This window comes from Kitasatospora sp. NPDC058406, from assembly GCF_042722765.1.
Classification (GTDB): Bacteria; Actinomycetota; Actinomycetes; order Streptomycetales; family Streptomycetaceae; genus Kitasatospora.
Genome location: NZ_JBHXKE010000009.1, coordinates 60,142 through 72,678, shown reverse-complemented (window position 1 = coordinate 72,678; position 12,537 = coordinate 60,142). Strand labels below are relative to the sequence as shown.

12 protein-coding genes are annotated in these 12,537 nt (G+C 70.2%); 2 read left to right on the top strand and 10 right to left on the bottom strand.

Annotation, left to right across the window (positions count from 1 at the left end; genetic code table 11):
* Positions 1-43: 43 nt before the first annotated feature.
* Entirely contained in the window at positions 44-295 is a 252-nt protein-coding gene (locus ACFWOG_RS03605) for a hypothetical protein (protein ID WP_380354349.1), read from the bottom strand.
* Positions 296-1,630: 1,335 nt separating this feature from the next.
* Between ACFWOG_RS03605 and ACFWOG_RS03600 the strand changes: the two genes are divergently transcribed.
* Entirely contained in the window at positions 1,631-2,095 is a 465-nt protein-coding gene (locus ACFWOG_RS03600) for a hypothetical protein (protein WP_380354347.1), read from the top strand.
* A 173-nt stretch (positions 2,096-2,268) separates the two neighbouring features.
* Here ACFWOG_RS03600 and ACFWOG_RS03595 read toward each other — a convergent pair whose 3' ends face one another.
* From ACFWOG_RS03595 to ACFWOG_RS03560, 8 genes are all read right to left on the bottom strand, one after another.
* Positions 2,269-2,853: a DUF6262 family protein gene (locus ACFWOG_RS03595; RefSeq protein ID WP_380354344.1), complete on the bottom strand. Its 585-nt coding sequence runs from the start codon at positions 2,851-2,853 to the stop codon at positions 2,269-2,271.
* On the bottom strand, positions 2,847-3,065 hold the full coding sequence (locus tag ACFWOG_RS03590; protein WP_380354341.1) for a hypothetical protein: 219 nt from the start codon (positions 3,063-3,065) through the stop codon (positions 2,847-2,849). Before ACFWOG_RS03590 ends, ACFWOG_RS03595 begins: the two co-directional genes overlap by 7 nt.
* Positions 3,066-3,148: 83 nt before the next feature.
* A complete protein-coding gene (locus tag ACFWOG_RS03585; protein WP_380354339.1) occupies positions 3,149-5,671 on the bottom strand; it encodes a tyrosine-type recombinase/integrase in 2,523 nt (840 codons plus the stop codon).
* Between the two features lie 22 nt (positions 5,672-5,693).
* Positions 5,694-6,854 carry an integrase gene (locus ACFWOG_RS03580; RefSeq protein WP_380354336.1) on the bottom strand — a complete coding sequence of 387 codons (1,161 nt, stop codon included), beginning with the start codon at positions 6,852-6,854 and terminating at the stop codon, positions 5,694-5,696.
* A complete protein-coding gene (locus tag ACFWOG_RS03575) occupies positions 6,751-8,310 on the bottom strand; it encodes a helix-hairpin-helix domain-containing protein (protein WP_380354333.1) in 1,560 nt (519 codons plus the stop codon). The genes ACFWOG_RS03580 and ACFWOG_RS03575 overlap by 104 nt, the downstream gene beginning before the upstream one ends.
* A gap of 153 nt (positions 8,311-8,463) precedes the next feature.
* Entirely contained in the window at positions 8,464-8,976 is a 513-nt protein-coding gene (locus ACFWOG_RS03570) for an SLOG family protein (RefSeq protein WP_380354330.1), read from the bottom strand.
* The gene (locus ACFWOG_RS03565) at positions 8,969-9,796 is read right to left on the bottom strand and encodes a DUF6083 domain-containing protein (protein ID WP_380354327.1); all 828 of its coding nucleotides are present in this window, start codon (positions 9,794-9,796) and stop codon (positions 8,969-8,971) included. Before ACFWOG_RS03565 ends, ACFWOG_RS03570 begins: the two co-directional genes overlap by 8 nt.
* A 148-nt stretch (positions 9,797-9,944) precedes the next feature.
* Positions 9,945-10,214 (bottom strand): helix-turn-helix transcriptional regulator, encoded by a 270-nt coding sequence (locus ACFWOG_RS03560; RefSeq protein WP_380354324.1) that lies wholly within the window; start codon positions 10,212-10,214, stop codon positions 9,945-9,947.
* 226 nt (positions 10,215-10,440) lie between these two features.
* On the opposite strand from ACFWOG_RS03560, the gene ACFWOG_RS03555 reads away from it, so the two are divergent.
* Positions 10,441-11,406, top strand: a complete 966-nt coding sequence (locus ACFWOG_RS03555; protein ID WP_380354321.1) for a hypothetical protein — start codon at positions 10,441-10,443, stop codon at positions 11,404-11,406.
* 547 nt (positions 11,407-11,953) lie between these two features.
* Here the strand turns inward: ACFWOG_RS03555 and ACFWOG_RS03550 are convergent.
* Positions 11,954-12,499 carry an NUDIX domain-containing protein gene (locus tag ACFWOG_RS03550; protein WP_380354318.1) on the bottom strand — a complete coding sequence of 182 codons (546 nt, stop codon included), beginning with the start codon at positions 12,497-12,499 and terminating at the stop codon, positions 11,954-11,956.
* Positions 12,500-12,537 lie beyond the last annotated feature (38 nt).

Below are 12,537 nucleotides of genomic sequence, written 5' to 3'. Positions count from 1 at the left end.
GGGCCGGACCGGCGTGTTCCCGGTCCGGCCCGTCGCCGCCGCCTCAGAGGCGGGTGTCGGTGTCCATCGTCATCTCCTGCAGCTTCTTCGCGAGCCGCGCGAGGAACCGCCGGGTGGCCCACTTGCTGGCGTGCACCGTCAGGTGCGTCAGCCCAGCGAGCGATCCGAAGAGGACCGAGTGCTGAGCGGCGCGAGAGGCCGTGCTTCCCGGCGTGTAGTGCTCGATCACTGCGCCCCCGAGGGCCGCCAGGCAGAGGCTGGCGTAACTCACGGTGACCTGATGGTGGCGGATCATCCGGAGAACCTTCACGTATGCACCTTTCCTCCATTGCGGTGGAGCGCCCGGCCGTGTGGCGGGGCGCTCCCTGGGTCGACGGGTCGCCGGGGCATCGGTTTCGCCGTCGATGCCGACTCTAGAGGTGATCACCGACGTCGGCGCAAGGGCTGGGGGTGTGGAATAGGTCACACAAGCAGAACTAGCGCCGTACCACTAGATGTGGTAGGCGCTGTTGATCTTGAGTTCTGGGTCCGACCGCTGAGATGAATCCGTTTGCCCCGGCGACCAACAGTCAGACCAGAGTCGATGGGCAATGGAGGAAGCCCACGACTCGCAGCGCCACATGACATAGAAAGCACTGTCAAGGAGCGTTGCTGAAGAGCATAAGAGCAAGTCGCACGTTCTAGCAAGATGGAACCATCTCTGATTCACACCTGACAGCCTCCTGACCAGGCAGGATGCCCATCGAAGCCAGCTTCGCACTGTCGGCCAGTCGCGCCCAGGGGTCGATGGCCTGGCAGCATCCGAAGGCTAACCGCACCTGTCGTGACCTGCAGTTTCTCCAGATTTGCGTGCTGCTGGGCGTCAGTGCGAGGCCGCTTCGAGGAGGTTTTTCGCAAGCACCGAATCAGCCGCTGCTGCAACCAGCGAAAGACATGCCACCAATCGAGCGACTCCAGGCGACTCGCACCAGCTCTGACCTGCGATGTTCTGTCAGACACGACGAGCCTCCAACCTGCGGCTCCAGGTCGACGAGGTGTTTCTCAGCGAAGCATAGGTTGGAGCCGGCGCCTTCGAGGCGTTCCTGGAGGGTCCAGCGCTCGTGGGTGCGCTGCTGGACACGGTGCTTGAGGGGTGGTTTTCAGCAGCAATGCGTCGCGTAGGCGTCCGGGACGTGCTTGGTCGTGCCGTCGTCGTCAGCCGGGGCAGTGGGGGGATCACAGCCCGATCCAGCGCGCCAGCCCGTTGACGATCAGGCCCCCGACGGCAGCCATAGCGCCGGAGAGCGCCGCGAGGCCGGCCGTCCGGACTGTCGAGCGTCGATCGGAGCGTTGCGGCTGTCCCCGGCGAGCAGGGACGGCGTGAGAGCGGCGCTTGGGCCGGGTCCTGCTGATGGTTACCCCTCCTGGGCAACGACGCGAGACACACCTCGGACGAAGGCGTGCCGCAGGGCCTCAGCGACCCAGCAGTTCCAGTCTGGAGCCACCCAAACGCGGTAGGGAAAGGACGTTTCTGCTGGTCAGGGCTGGTCTAGTGGTGGTTTCTGCGAGTCTTCACGAGCTATCGCATTGTCATCACGGGTCTCTGGTGGTCGTCGATAGGCTCAGGTGGTCACGAGCTGGGGAGGGACACGTGGCGAAGATCTTGCGGATGCCGTCCGAGCGCGACCTGCCGCCGGGAGCGCGACGCACCTTCGTGGACGAGCTGTGGGACTACTACCGCCAAGCAGGGCGCCCGACGCTTCAGGAGATCGCCGACGCAATATCAGCCGACTACGACGCCTTCACCGCGAGCAAGGAGACCATCCGCCGGACCATGCTCGGCAAGACGGTGCCAATCAACGGGGACGTCGCCGACGCCATCTTCGAGGTGTTCTGCAAACGCTCCAAGACCGATCCGGACGAGGATCGGTGGCCGCAATCGATCGACGACGTGGAGCCGCGCCGGAGCTGGTGGCGTCATTTGTGGTCGCTGGCACTGGAAGAGGAACCACCTATGCCTGTTGATCCGGGAAGCACCAGCGGCTTTGGAAGCGGGGGCGGGTGGGGGGTGCCCACCACCCGCCCATCAGCGACCGCGGAGGAGCCCCCGTTCTGACCTGCCCGGTTATGCCCCCTCAAACGGGATATAACCGGGCGAAATGTCCAAAGGTTGCGACAGATATGTCAGCAGTGCTGACCTTTCCGCGCTCGGCTCAGCCCGCCGCGATGGCATTCATCCTGCTCTTCACCGACTTCTAGACCACCGTCAACCTGATCGGCAACGGCATCTCAGCAGTGGCGGGCCTCCAGAAGGTCGGCTTCGAGCGCCGCGATGCGCTTGTCGGCGAAGCGGAGGTTCGAGCGGGCGCCTTCGAGTCGCTCCTGGAGGGTCCGGTGCTCGCGGGTGAGCTGATGGACACGGTGTTTGAGGGTGGTGTTCTCGGTGGTCAGGGACTGAAGGGACTCACCCGGGACCATCTGGTCGAAGTCGCGGATCTGGCCCATGAGCTCGCCGATCCGCCGCCGCTGGGACAGGACTTCCTTCTGAGTGCGGCCGAGTTCGGCCTCGGCGTTCAGCGCGCGTTCGCGCCAGGTGGCCTCGATCTGGTCGTGCTGCTGCTGGGCCTGGCGGTCGTGGCGGCTGCGGCTGTCGGTGACGGCGTTCGCCACGAGCGCGCGGGCCTCGGTGTTCTCGTAGAGGAACGTGGCGGAGACGCAGGCGCGCTGGGCGATGCCCCGGACAGTGGGACGGCCGCGTTCGCGGCGAAGCTGGCTGATCGCCGAAGCGACCCGAGTCAGCTTCTCCTCGGTCTGACGGCGGCGGGCGGCGATGGCCGCCGCGGTCGGGCCGGGGACGACGTCGACGGTCACCACGCCTCGTCCCCCTTCTCCGGGGGCTCGGCCGGGTTGGACGCGGTGGGCCGGACCGTTCCGGGAATGTCTTCGACGGGCGGACCGTCCGGCCGATGAATGTAGAGCTCGGTGACCGCCAAGGAGACATGGCCGAGCTGGCGTCTGACGAGTACGAGGCCCTCATGGCTTTGTGGCAGATCGGCGGTCGGCTGGTGGCTCGCGTCGAAGTTCATGACATCTCCTTGCTCGGATCCGCTTCGGCGTCGGCCTCGTCGTCGAGGCTGTCGTGGTTCTCATGACTGGCGAGTTCTTGGGCTCAGAAGGCCGTGTTCCAGACCCGTCCGAAGTAGTCCTGCGGCCGGCGGAGGTCGAGGGCGAGGGCCTCGTCCAGAAGTCCGACGGCGGCCAGAGCCTTTTCCAGGCCGTCGATGGCGCGGGCGGTGGGTTCGAACACCTCGTGCAGGAAGTCGGCGGTGGCCGGGTCGGGGGCGCGTTCGGCGAGCATGCGCCACTGCTCGCGCTTGCGGTGCCAGTAGACGAGGTCCGCGCCCGACAGGACGAACTTGTCGCAGTTGTGGCAGTTCAGGTTCCAGGGACAGGCGTCGCCGTTGACAACGGGCTGGAAGGTGCAGAACCCGCCCTCGGCCGGGGTGGAGCGGCGGGTGAGGTCGATCGCGAGGGCCTCGGCCTCCGCTCGGGTCATCGGCTCGGTGCCGGACAGGACCAAGCCCGGCTCCGCCGCGCCCGGTCCCGCGACCCAGAGGGCGGTGAGGGCCTGTTCCAGGCGGGGATCGGTGTTGGCGAGGTGGACGTAGTGCTCGGCCATCTGTTCGGATACCTGGCCGAGGTAGCGCTTGACGTGGGAGAGGTTCGCGCCGGCCTTGAGGAGGTTGGTGGCCAGGGTGTGGCGGGCCTGGTGGGGCACCGCCCGGCCGATGTCCAGGCCGATGATCCACTCGCGGAAGTAGCGGTGGAACCAGCTGTAGGTCAGGCCCTTGAGCATGTTCCTGTTCGCGTGGCGGCGGGGGAACAGGGCCAGCTTGAGGCGTTCCTCGGCGGTGGGCGGGCGTCCGTTGCGCTGGACGAACAGGGCGATGGTCTTGGCCTGGCGGTGTTCGAGTCGCTGGTAGAGGCGTTCGGGGATGCGGATGCCCTCGTCGAGGTTGCCGACCTTGGTCTGGTCGTGCCAGAACATCGGCAGGTCGCCGTGGCGGCCGATGCACTCCAGGCGGACCTCCAGAACCTCGCGGCAGCGTCGGCCGGTCAGGACCAGGGCCTCCCAGGCGTCCCTCATGCCGCGGTCGTTGGGGTCGCGTCGTTCCAGGTCGGCGAGGTTGGCCTCGGTGGCCAGGGCCTTGGCGACGCGGTCGTTGAAGGGACGGCGGCGCCGGGTGGGGACCTTGCCGTAGGGCAGGGTGACGACGAAGGCGCGGTGCAGTCCGAGCGTCTCGGTCGCGCCGGCGTCCAGAGCCTCGCGCAGGACGCGGCGGGCGCCGTTGAAGGCCCGGGCCATTGTGCCCTTGGTGACGTTGGTGTCCCTGCGGCGGTCGCCGTGGCCGGTGGCGACCGGGGCCAGCGAGCGCAGGTTGTGCTCGGCCCGGCGGCGCTGGTCGGCGACGAAGCCGGTCATCGCCTCGGCCGTCAGCAGGGCGGGCTCGTGGCCGCCGGCCGGGGCCTGGGCTTCGAGGTAGGCCGACAGTTCGATGCAGCCGCGGCGCGCGACATCGATCGGGTTGCGGCTTCGCGGAGGATCGACGGTCAGGCGGCGGGCGATGTAGTCCCAGAGCAGGTCGCGCAGCCAGCGCTGGGAGACGTCGACCAGGTCGATGCGCTTCTCCCGGTCGGTGAAGCGGACGCCGAAGTGGTCGGTCTCGATGAAGCCGACGTCCTTGCTGTCCTCGCGGGTGAAGTAGACCAGCCGCAGGTGCTTGAGCATCGCCTTGGCGATCTTCCTGGGGTGCATCGAGCACGCGTCGAGGTCGAGGTCGACCAGCGAGTCGGCCTGCTGGCGGCGGCAGTGGTCGATCAGGTACTGCACCCAGGCCAGAGCCCAGATCGCGCCCGCCGGCCCCTGGGTGTGAGCGAACAGGGACCACTGGATCTCCGCCTTGACCAGCGGTTTCAGCCCCACCAGGGACAGCTTGCCGTTCATCCGGTTGACCACTCCGGTCTCCCGGCACCACCGGTCGAACCGGGCCCGGTCCTCGTAGGTGACCACCATCAGCCCGTCCTGGCTCTGATCGGCCATCCACCGGCCGGCCGCTTGCGCGCCGCCGGGCTTCCCGTCGTGCCGGTAGCGGGAAAGATGCCGCGAACACAGGCCCAGCGGGTGGTAGGCGGGCTCGCAGCAGGGCAGGACGCGGCAGCTCCCGAACGCCGGGTAGGGCCTCTGCCGCGAGAGCCAGAGGTCGAAGTCGTCCCCCGCCCGGCGCCTGGTGTTCCACAGGTTCTGGTGGCTCAAGCACAACCGCGTCCTGCCGGTGGCCGGGTTGTCCGGGCAGATTAGGCAGGACGGCGCGGTGTGCCAGGCCTTCACCCGCAGGGGAACGGCCGCGCGGACGAAGTCGGCCCTCGTCCCGCCGTCCCGCATCACCTCCGCCCACTGCTGATTGTGTTCCTTGCAGAGGTCGTTGCCCGGGTTCTGGGCCCGTTCGCAGTCCGCCACCCCGCACATCCACCGGTAGGTGGGGTGATCGCCGGGAACCGCGATGACGTCGGTGCGAAAGAGCGGATCGAAGGACGGGGCCGCGATCAGCGCGGTCAGCACCTCCAAGCGGTCGCGCTGGGTGCGGGTCGGACCGGTGCCGACGCCCGGCAGAAGCTGGAGCTGGACGGTCACCCCTCCTCACCCCAGACCGTGTTCAGGGCCGCCTGGAACTCCGGGGAGTGCAGGTCCGGGTGCCCGTAGACCTCGTCGACCATCCGGGCCGAGGCCCAGTTGCCAGCGGCCTTGGCGACCAGCGGGTCGCCATCGCTGGCATCCAGCACGTCGTTGGTGAACTGGTGCCGGAACGCCTTGGGCGTGATCCGGCCGGGCAGCTCGGCGCGGGCACCAGCCCGACGCAGCATCCCGCGCGCGCGGCCCCGGCCGACCAGGGCAACCCGCGCTGCGGCCCCGCAAGCTGGACCATCAGCATGCCGTGCCGGCCCGCGCAGGCCGCGTACTCGGTGGTCGTGTAGGCGAAGTAGCTGCTGACCATCGCGGGGCTGGCCCGGTAGATCTCCCCGCCGGTGATCACCCCGTCCACCATCTGCCAGTCCGGCTTGATCTTGGCCGCCGCCCGGTTCGGGTTGCCCTGGCGGTGGCAGCCATGGACGTGCGGGCTCCGGCACTCGCCGCAGGCCGCGTTCTCCCGCAAGTGCAGGTCCATCAGATGCAGTCCGGTCAGCCCGCCGATCCGCATGCTCGTGTCGGACAGCCAGGTCACCACCATCCGGTCACGTGCGGTGTTCACCACGGTCATCAGTTCCGGCCGGGCGTCCTCGGGCAGCATCTTCGGGTGCCGCCGCCGTCCCGAGCGACGAGGCGGTGCCAGCGGATTGGCCGGCATAGTCGTCTTCAGATGCCCAAGCAGAGCCCGATCCCGGTCCGCCCGGGTCGGCAGCCGTGTCGCTGCCAGCGCAGAGCCCAGTTCCTCGTTGACACCCCCCACCGCGCAGGCGTGGACGTAGAAGCCCTTCACGCACGCGGCCAGCACCTTCAATGCCGATGTCCCCAGCGGGCGCTTGGGAGGCAGGCGCCAGACCAACCCGAACGGCATCGAGACCCGCGAGCCCATCGCCCCCATGTACCGGTGGAGATCGAGGATCTTGACCGACTCGGTCGTCAGCCCTTCCCGAAACCGCCACCGCAGATGATCGACCAGGCAGAACGCGTACGTCCGCTGAGTGCCCCGGCCGTCGTACCCGCGCAGGAAGTCATCCACCTCCTCGACCACCGACCCGTCCGGCCAGAGCACGGTGTACGAGAACCCGCCGCCCGCCCGGGGAATCTCCTGGACCCTCAGGTCCTCCAGCACCATCCCGCTTCGCATCCCGCCTCCGCAGCCTGTCCGACGTACGTGCCGGATGATCCCGAGATGACTGGTAAAAGATGCCAGGACGACCCACAGATTCGCGCTGACGTACCACCAGGTCGCCCCGTCGGTGACCGGTAAAGTCGACGACGATGAGGTCGGCTTCGAGAGGGTCGTGGGCGTCGAAGAGGCTGACCGGGCCGTCGTTGTCGTGGCGCGGTTTGCCGATGAGGCGGTGGATGGTGGTGGCGGTGCGGCCGGTGAGTTCGGCCAGGCGCTTGGCCGCGCGGCCGGTGGGGGCGGCGAGGGCGACCCGGCCGCCGGCCGCTTCGACGACGTCGACGACGGTGCGCACGGTGAACGATTTCCCGCAGCCCGGTCCGCCTGTCAGGACCGACACCGGTTCGCCGAGGGCCATCCTGACTGCGGCCTCCTGCGCCGGTGCGAGCCGAAGGTCACGGGCATCGAATGGGAGTGGTGCGGTGTGCCACTGTTCCAGCCGTGCCAGGCGCGTGCCGGTGGCGCGCAGGCGGGCGAGGCGGGAGGCGACGGAGGTTTCTGCGGCGAGCAGGTGCGGGGCGAAGACGGCCGGGCGGTAGTGGTCCCCGTGGGGCACGGGCTGGACGATGACGCGGTGTTCGGCGCGCAGGGCGTCGAGTTGGGCGGGCAGCAGGCCCGCCAGGGTGTCGTCGCCGAGGTTCTTGGTGGTGCGGGCGCAGAGCTGGCGTTCGTAGAGGAAGCAGTGGCCTTCTTTGAGGGCGGCTTCGTCGAGGGTGTGGAGGAGTGCGGCCTGGAGGCGGTGGGGGGATCGTTCGGGCAGTCCGAGCCAGAGGGCGAGTCTGTCGGCGAGTTTGAACCCGATGCGGTAGACCTCGGTGAGCCGGTAGGGGGTGTCCTGGATGATCTCCAGCACGTCCGCGACGTCGTGGGCCTCCTGGCGTTCGACGCGGAAGTGGCGGGCGATACGGGGTGCGTGGGTGGCGGAGATGCCGGCGCTCTGGAGAAGGATCATCAGCTGGCGGATCTCCTGGTGGAGTTGCCAGGAGGCGATGATCTCGGCGCAGCGGGCCGGGCCGATGAGATGGACTTCCCGGAGTCGGTCGGGGGTGGTGTCGATGACGTGGAGGGTGTCCTCCTTGAATTCGTCGACGATGGCGTCGGCGAGTTTGGGGCCGATGCCTTTGACGAGTCCGCAGGCCAGGTATTTGCGGATGGCGTGGAGGGTTGCGGGTTCGGTGTAGTGGCAGTCGTGGGCGTCGAACTGTGGCCCGTGGGTCGGGTGTTGGGTGGTCTTGCCGGTGAGGTGGAGGGTTTCGCCAGGTTGGACGCCGAGGAGTGCTTCGCCTGTGGCGGTGATGGTGGCGCCGTCCTCGAGGCCGAGCCGCAGGGTGGTGCAGCCGTTGGTGCTGACGTACAGGATCCGTTCGACGATGCCGCTCACCGTCTCCTGCTGGTCGTTCATCGGTGGTGCTTCCTCTGCGGGGCGGGCGTGGTGGTGGCTTGTTCCGCAGGACGTTAGCGGTGTCGGAGTGCGCACGGCGTGCTTTCGTGATGGTGGCCGGGGGGGCGTCGGTCCTGGTGCGGTCCCTGCGGGCGTGGCTCGGCGGGGCGCGGGTCAGCCGGAGAGTTCGTGCCGGGCGCGGGCGGCCTGGAGCTGGGCCGCGCAGCGGGCGGTGCGGCCGGGTGGGAAGTCGGTTTCAGTGAGCCATTGGCCGTGGTCGGCGGAGGGTGTGGGGACGAGCCAGACGGGGGTGTTGAGAAGGAGGGCTTTCAGGCAGGTGTCGCCTGTTTCGCCGATGGGGTCGAAGTCTTCGTGGAAGGCGACGACGAGGCCGGGTTCTTCGTCGAGGAGCATGTGGAGGTGGCGTTCGGCGGTGGTGGTGTGCCAGGTGTGGGGGCGGCGGGCGCGGTCGGCGTCCCATGCCGTGGGGTAGCAGCGGTGGCGCCAGGCGGGCAGGGCGTGTTGGGTGCACCATCGGTGGGCCGCGCGGTCGGCGCCGGTGGCGGCTCCTTCGATGATGACGAGGTGGGTGTCGTGGCGGGTGGCGAGGCGGTCGAGGACGGTGTGGATGGTGTCGGGCCAGGGCCAGCGGCGGCTTCCGCACACGAGGACGCGGGAGTCATGCATCGGTGCCTCGGCCGTGGTGCGTGCCGGGCAGTGCGGGGTGGATGTGCCGGTGGTGGGCGACGGGGTCGAGGAGTTCCCACTGCGGGGGAAGGTGGTCGGCCGCGTGGCCGGTGCGGTGCAGGGTGCAGTGCTGGTGGCGCCAGCGGACCTGTTCGCCGTGGGGCAGGTCGCCGAGGTGGTAGACGGTCATGACGGCGGTGCTGTCGTGGCGGGGCAGGAGGGTCCATCGGCCGGTGGGGGTGGGGGCGTCGACGGGGTGGTGGCAGCGGCGTCGGCGTCGGGTGCGGGCGACGCAGCGGATGGTGTGCACGGGGCCGGGGGCGAGGTAGTCGGTGTGGAGGAGGTGGACGACGGGGCGGGCGGGTGCGGTGTTCGCCGGGTGCGGGGCGCCGTCCGTGCCGGGTGGGGGTAGCAGGCCCAGGTCGATCAGGCTGCGTGTGCGGAGGGCGAGGGTGCGGCGGAGCCCGTCGAGGGTGTCCGCCGGGAGGTGGGGGCCGGTGGCGGGACACAGGTCGGGGTGGGGGATGCGGCACCAGGGCGAGTCGGAGCCGGCGGGGTAGGCGATGCCGTGGGCGATGTACCAGCGCAGGGACGGGGGTACGCGGGCGGCGGACAGTTCCGCGGGGTGCAGGGGGATGTGGCCGCCGTCGACGCGGTAGCACCATTCGACGGCGTTGCCGCAGTGGCGGCAGGTGTCCATGAGCGCCGAGCGCAGGGCCTTGGTAGGGCTGTTCGGGTCGATACGCAGGGCTCTGCTGGTCTGCGGTCCGCGACGGGAGCCGTCCCAGCGGAGTCCGGGCGGGAAGGAGCGTGATGTCATGCGCGTGAAGATCACACGTGTCCTGCCGTGTTGCGGCGGCGGACGGCGCCGAGGTCATCCGATGGTGGGTGTCTTCTCGCAGGGGCGGCCATCGACTGGGCTGGCGTTCGATTGGTGGTGCTCGTTCGAGTGGCGGCGCGGCTGGCGGTCAGTCGGCCTGCCGGTCGGGCCCGGGCGGGGTGTGACCGTCGCACAGGGATGCAGTGAGGCCGCCGAAGGGGATGTCGAAGGCGTGGGCGAGGGCGTGCCAGGTTGCGAGGGTTCCGATGGTGCGGCCGGCCTCGATTTCGATGAGGGTGCGGCGTGAGAGGCCGCTCTGGGCGGCGAGTTGGTCGTAGCTCCAGCCGCGCCTGTCCCGCAGTCGCGCGAGTTTGTGGCGCAGCGCGGTGAGGTTGGGTTCGGGCGGCGGGGTGATCACTGTGCTATCGCACGGTGCAGACCCCTGCCCTGTCAGTGCAGACCTCTGCCCTATTTGTTCCGGTTCCGGCTTCGGGTGGGAGGGCAGGGGCCTGCACTAGGGTGGCCGCCGCTCCGTCCCGGGCCGCCGACCGGGCGCGCGCCGAGGAGGGAGGGTGGGCGCAGGAAGGACGGCGCGGTCGATGCAGGGGGGCGGGGGCGGTGCTCCGGCCGTCGGTGTGTGGTCGGTGGTGATCGATCCGCAGCGACGCTCGTGGCTCTGTGGGTCACCGCGGTGCGGGCGCCGCTCGCGGCTTCCGGCGACCCCGGCGGCCGCGCGCGAGACGGTGGTCGCGCATCTGGCCGAACACGCGCTGGGCGAAAGGCTCCCGGCCCATCTGCGCAGTTGCCGCTGCCGTGCGGTCGGCTGTCCCTGGCACCGGCGGACCGGCGCCTGCACCGGCCTTGTCGTCCTGTCGCTCTTCCGGCGCCGCAACGGACACATGTGGTATCTCGCCGATGTCTGCGAGGGGTGCACCCGTGCGATCCGGGGGGCCGCCGAGGTCCCGGTCCGCTCCCCCGTTGCCCCGGTCCCCGGGCACCGGGCCGATCAACGGGCCGCGCGCGGGCGCCGGGGCGGCGGTGAGGCCACGTCGCCGCGCCAGCAGCGGCTCGCGGCCCGCGCCGCGCTCATGTACACCGCTGCGTCGCTGGAGGCGTCGGTGGGGCCCGAGGCCCGGCTGCTCGCCGTGGTCTGCACGCTGCGGGTGCGGCCGTCGGGCCTGTCGCCGCTGCCGCCCGGTCTGCTCAAGGTTCTGCAAATCCCGGGCCCTGCCGCTCTCGCCGAGCTCCAGGCGGCTGGCTGGTTGCGCTACCTCTCCCGGGCGCAGAACGGGGGGCCTGCCGTGTTCCTCCCCGAACTCGTCGGCCGGCCCGGGCGGCTGCGGGCGGGTCAGTGGGCGCTGCGTGCTCTGGCCGATCGTCGGCTGGCGGGCTCCGGTGCCCGCGCGCGGCTGGCCGCTCTGACGGTGGCCGCGTGGCAGGAGGAGTCCGGGGTGCCGTTCCTCCTCGATCCGGACGGTGGCGCGCGGGTGTGCGGGCTGGAGTGTCCGGAAGCGTTCGAGGTGGCCCTGGCCGGGATCGGCGCGGTGGGGCTGCTCGATCGCTGGCGGACGGTGGGCGCCGGTCTTCTGCTGTGCACACCTGCGCGGTGACGTCCCGGCGTCTTCTCCTTCTCCGCGGACCGGCCCCCGCCTCGGTGGCGCGGGGGTCTGCTTTGTCGGCGATCCACGGTTCCGGCTCGACCTCCGGGGTGCTGTCGCAGGGGTTGCCGCTGGCGGACAGGGCCTCGCTGCGCCGACGGCGGTCCTCTGCCGTGGGCCGGAGCGGGACGGCGCGTGTTCCCGCAGGCTGCGGTGCCGTGGCAGAGCGGCCGCTTGCGATCGGCGTGGGCAAGGTCCCGCTCACGCCGACCGACGGGGGTCGGGGCGGGCCTGCTCCGATCTGTCCGCGGGTTCGAAGCCCGTCGGCACCGCAGCCGACCCGGAACTCCCGGTGCCGGCGGCTCGGCATCGGTCCGGGTCCACGGCAGTCGAGCCGGGACCCCGTTCCTGTGTGCACGGCCGGGGGCCGGCCGGCGCTCGTCGCCTTGCGCCGGTGCGATACCGGTCGGGGCCGTGCGCGTGATCCCCGTGGAGTCGCCCTTCCTCGAACGACTCCACGGGTTCCGGTTCGGCCGGAGCACGGCTGCTGTGGTGCGGGTCAGATCCAGGTGTAGTTCTCGTCGGTGATCGGCTCGAGCTCGAACCTGTGCACCGGGGCGGTGGGGCTGGCGAGTGCGGCGATCTGCGTGCCGATCGGCGGGAAGAGCGGCAGTGCGTCGACCTTGCGCCAGTCGTGCCATTCGACGGTCCCGAGCTCGTGTCCGCCGTCGGGGAGTTCGTCGAACTCCTGGGTGGCGAGGCGGGCACGGACCTCGGGGGTGACGTGGAGCCGGTAGATCAGGTGGAACTTGCGGGGCGAGGGGGTCGGACCGGGGCGGGTGATCCGGGCGTCCGCCATCCAGATCAGTTCCGGGGCGGTGGAGGCCAGGCCGGGGCCGAGGCCGAGCTCCTCCTCGAGCTCGCGCAGGACGGCCTCACGGTAGTCCTCGCCGTCCTGCACGTTGCCGCCGATGGTGGTCCAGTGCACGGAGTCGGCCCGGTCCCGTCGCAGCAGCGCGACATCGTCGCCGCAGAAGACCAGGCCGGTGACGCGGACCTTGATCCTGCTGAACGGCTCGGGCGTCGTCGCTTTGGTGGTGCTCATGGGGTTGGTTCTCCTCGGTGGGGATGGTGTCGTGCTGG

Bases quoted from the DNA above. Each gene is read 5' to 3' on its own strand.
- ACFWOG_RS03565 (WP_380354327.1), bottom strand. From the start codon at position 9,796: ATGACATCACGCTCCTTCCCGCCCGGACTCCGCTGGGACGGCTCCCGT.
- ACFWOG_RS03575 (WP_380354333.1), bottom strand. From the start codon at position 8,310: ATGAACGACCAGCAGGAGACGGTGAGCGGCATCGTCGAACGGATCCTG.
- ACFWOG_RS03570 (WP_380354330.1), bottom strand. From the start codon at position 8,976: ATGCATGACTCCCGCGTCCTCGTGTGCGGAAGCCGCCGCTGGCCCTGG.
- ACFWOG_RS03580 (WP_380354336.1), bottom strand. From the start codon at position 6,854: ATGGTGCTGGAGGACCTGAGGGTCCAGGAGATTCCCCGGGCGGGCGGC.
- ACFWOG_RS03605 (WP_380354349.1), bottom strand. From the start codon at position 295: ATGATCCGCCACCATCAGGTCACCGTGAGTTACGCCAGCCTCTGCCTG.
- ACFWOG_RS03590 (WP_380354341.1), bottom strand. From the start codon at position 3,065: ATGAACTTCGACGCGAGCCACCAGCCGACCGCCGATCTGCCACAAAGC.
- ACFWOG_RS03550 (WP_380354318.1), bottom strand. From the start codon at position 12,499: ATGAGCACCACCAAAGCGACGACGCCCGAGCCGTTCAGCAGGATCAAG.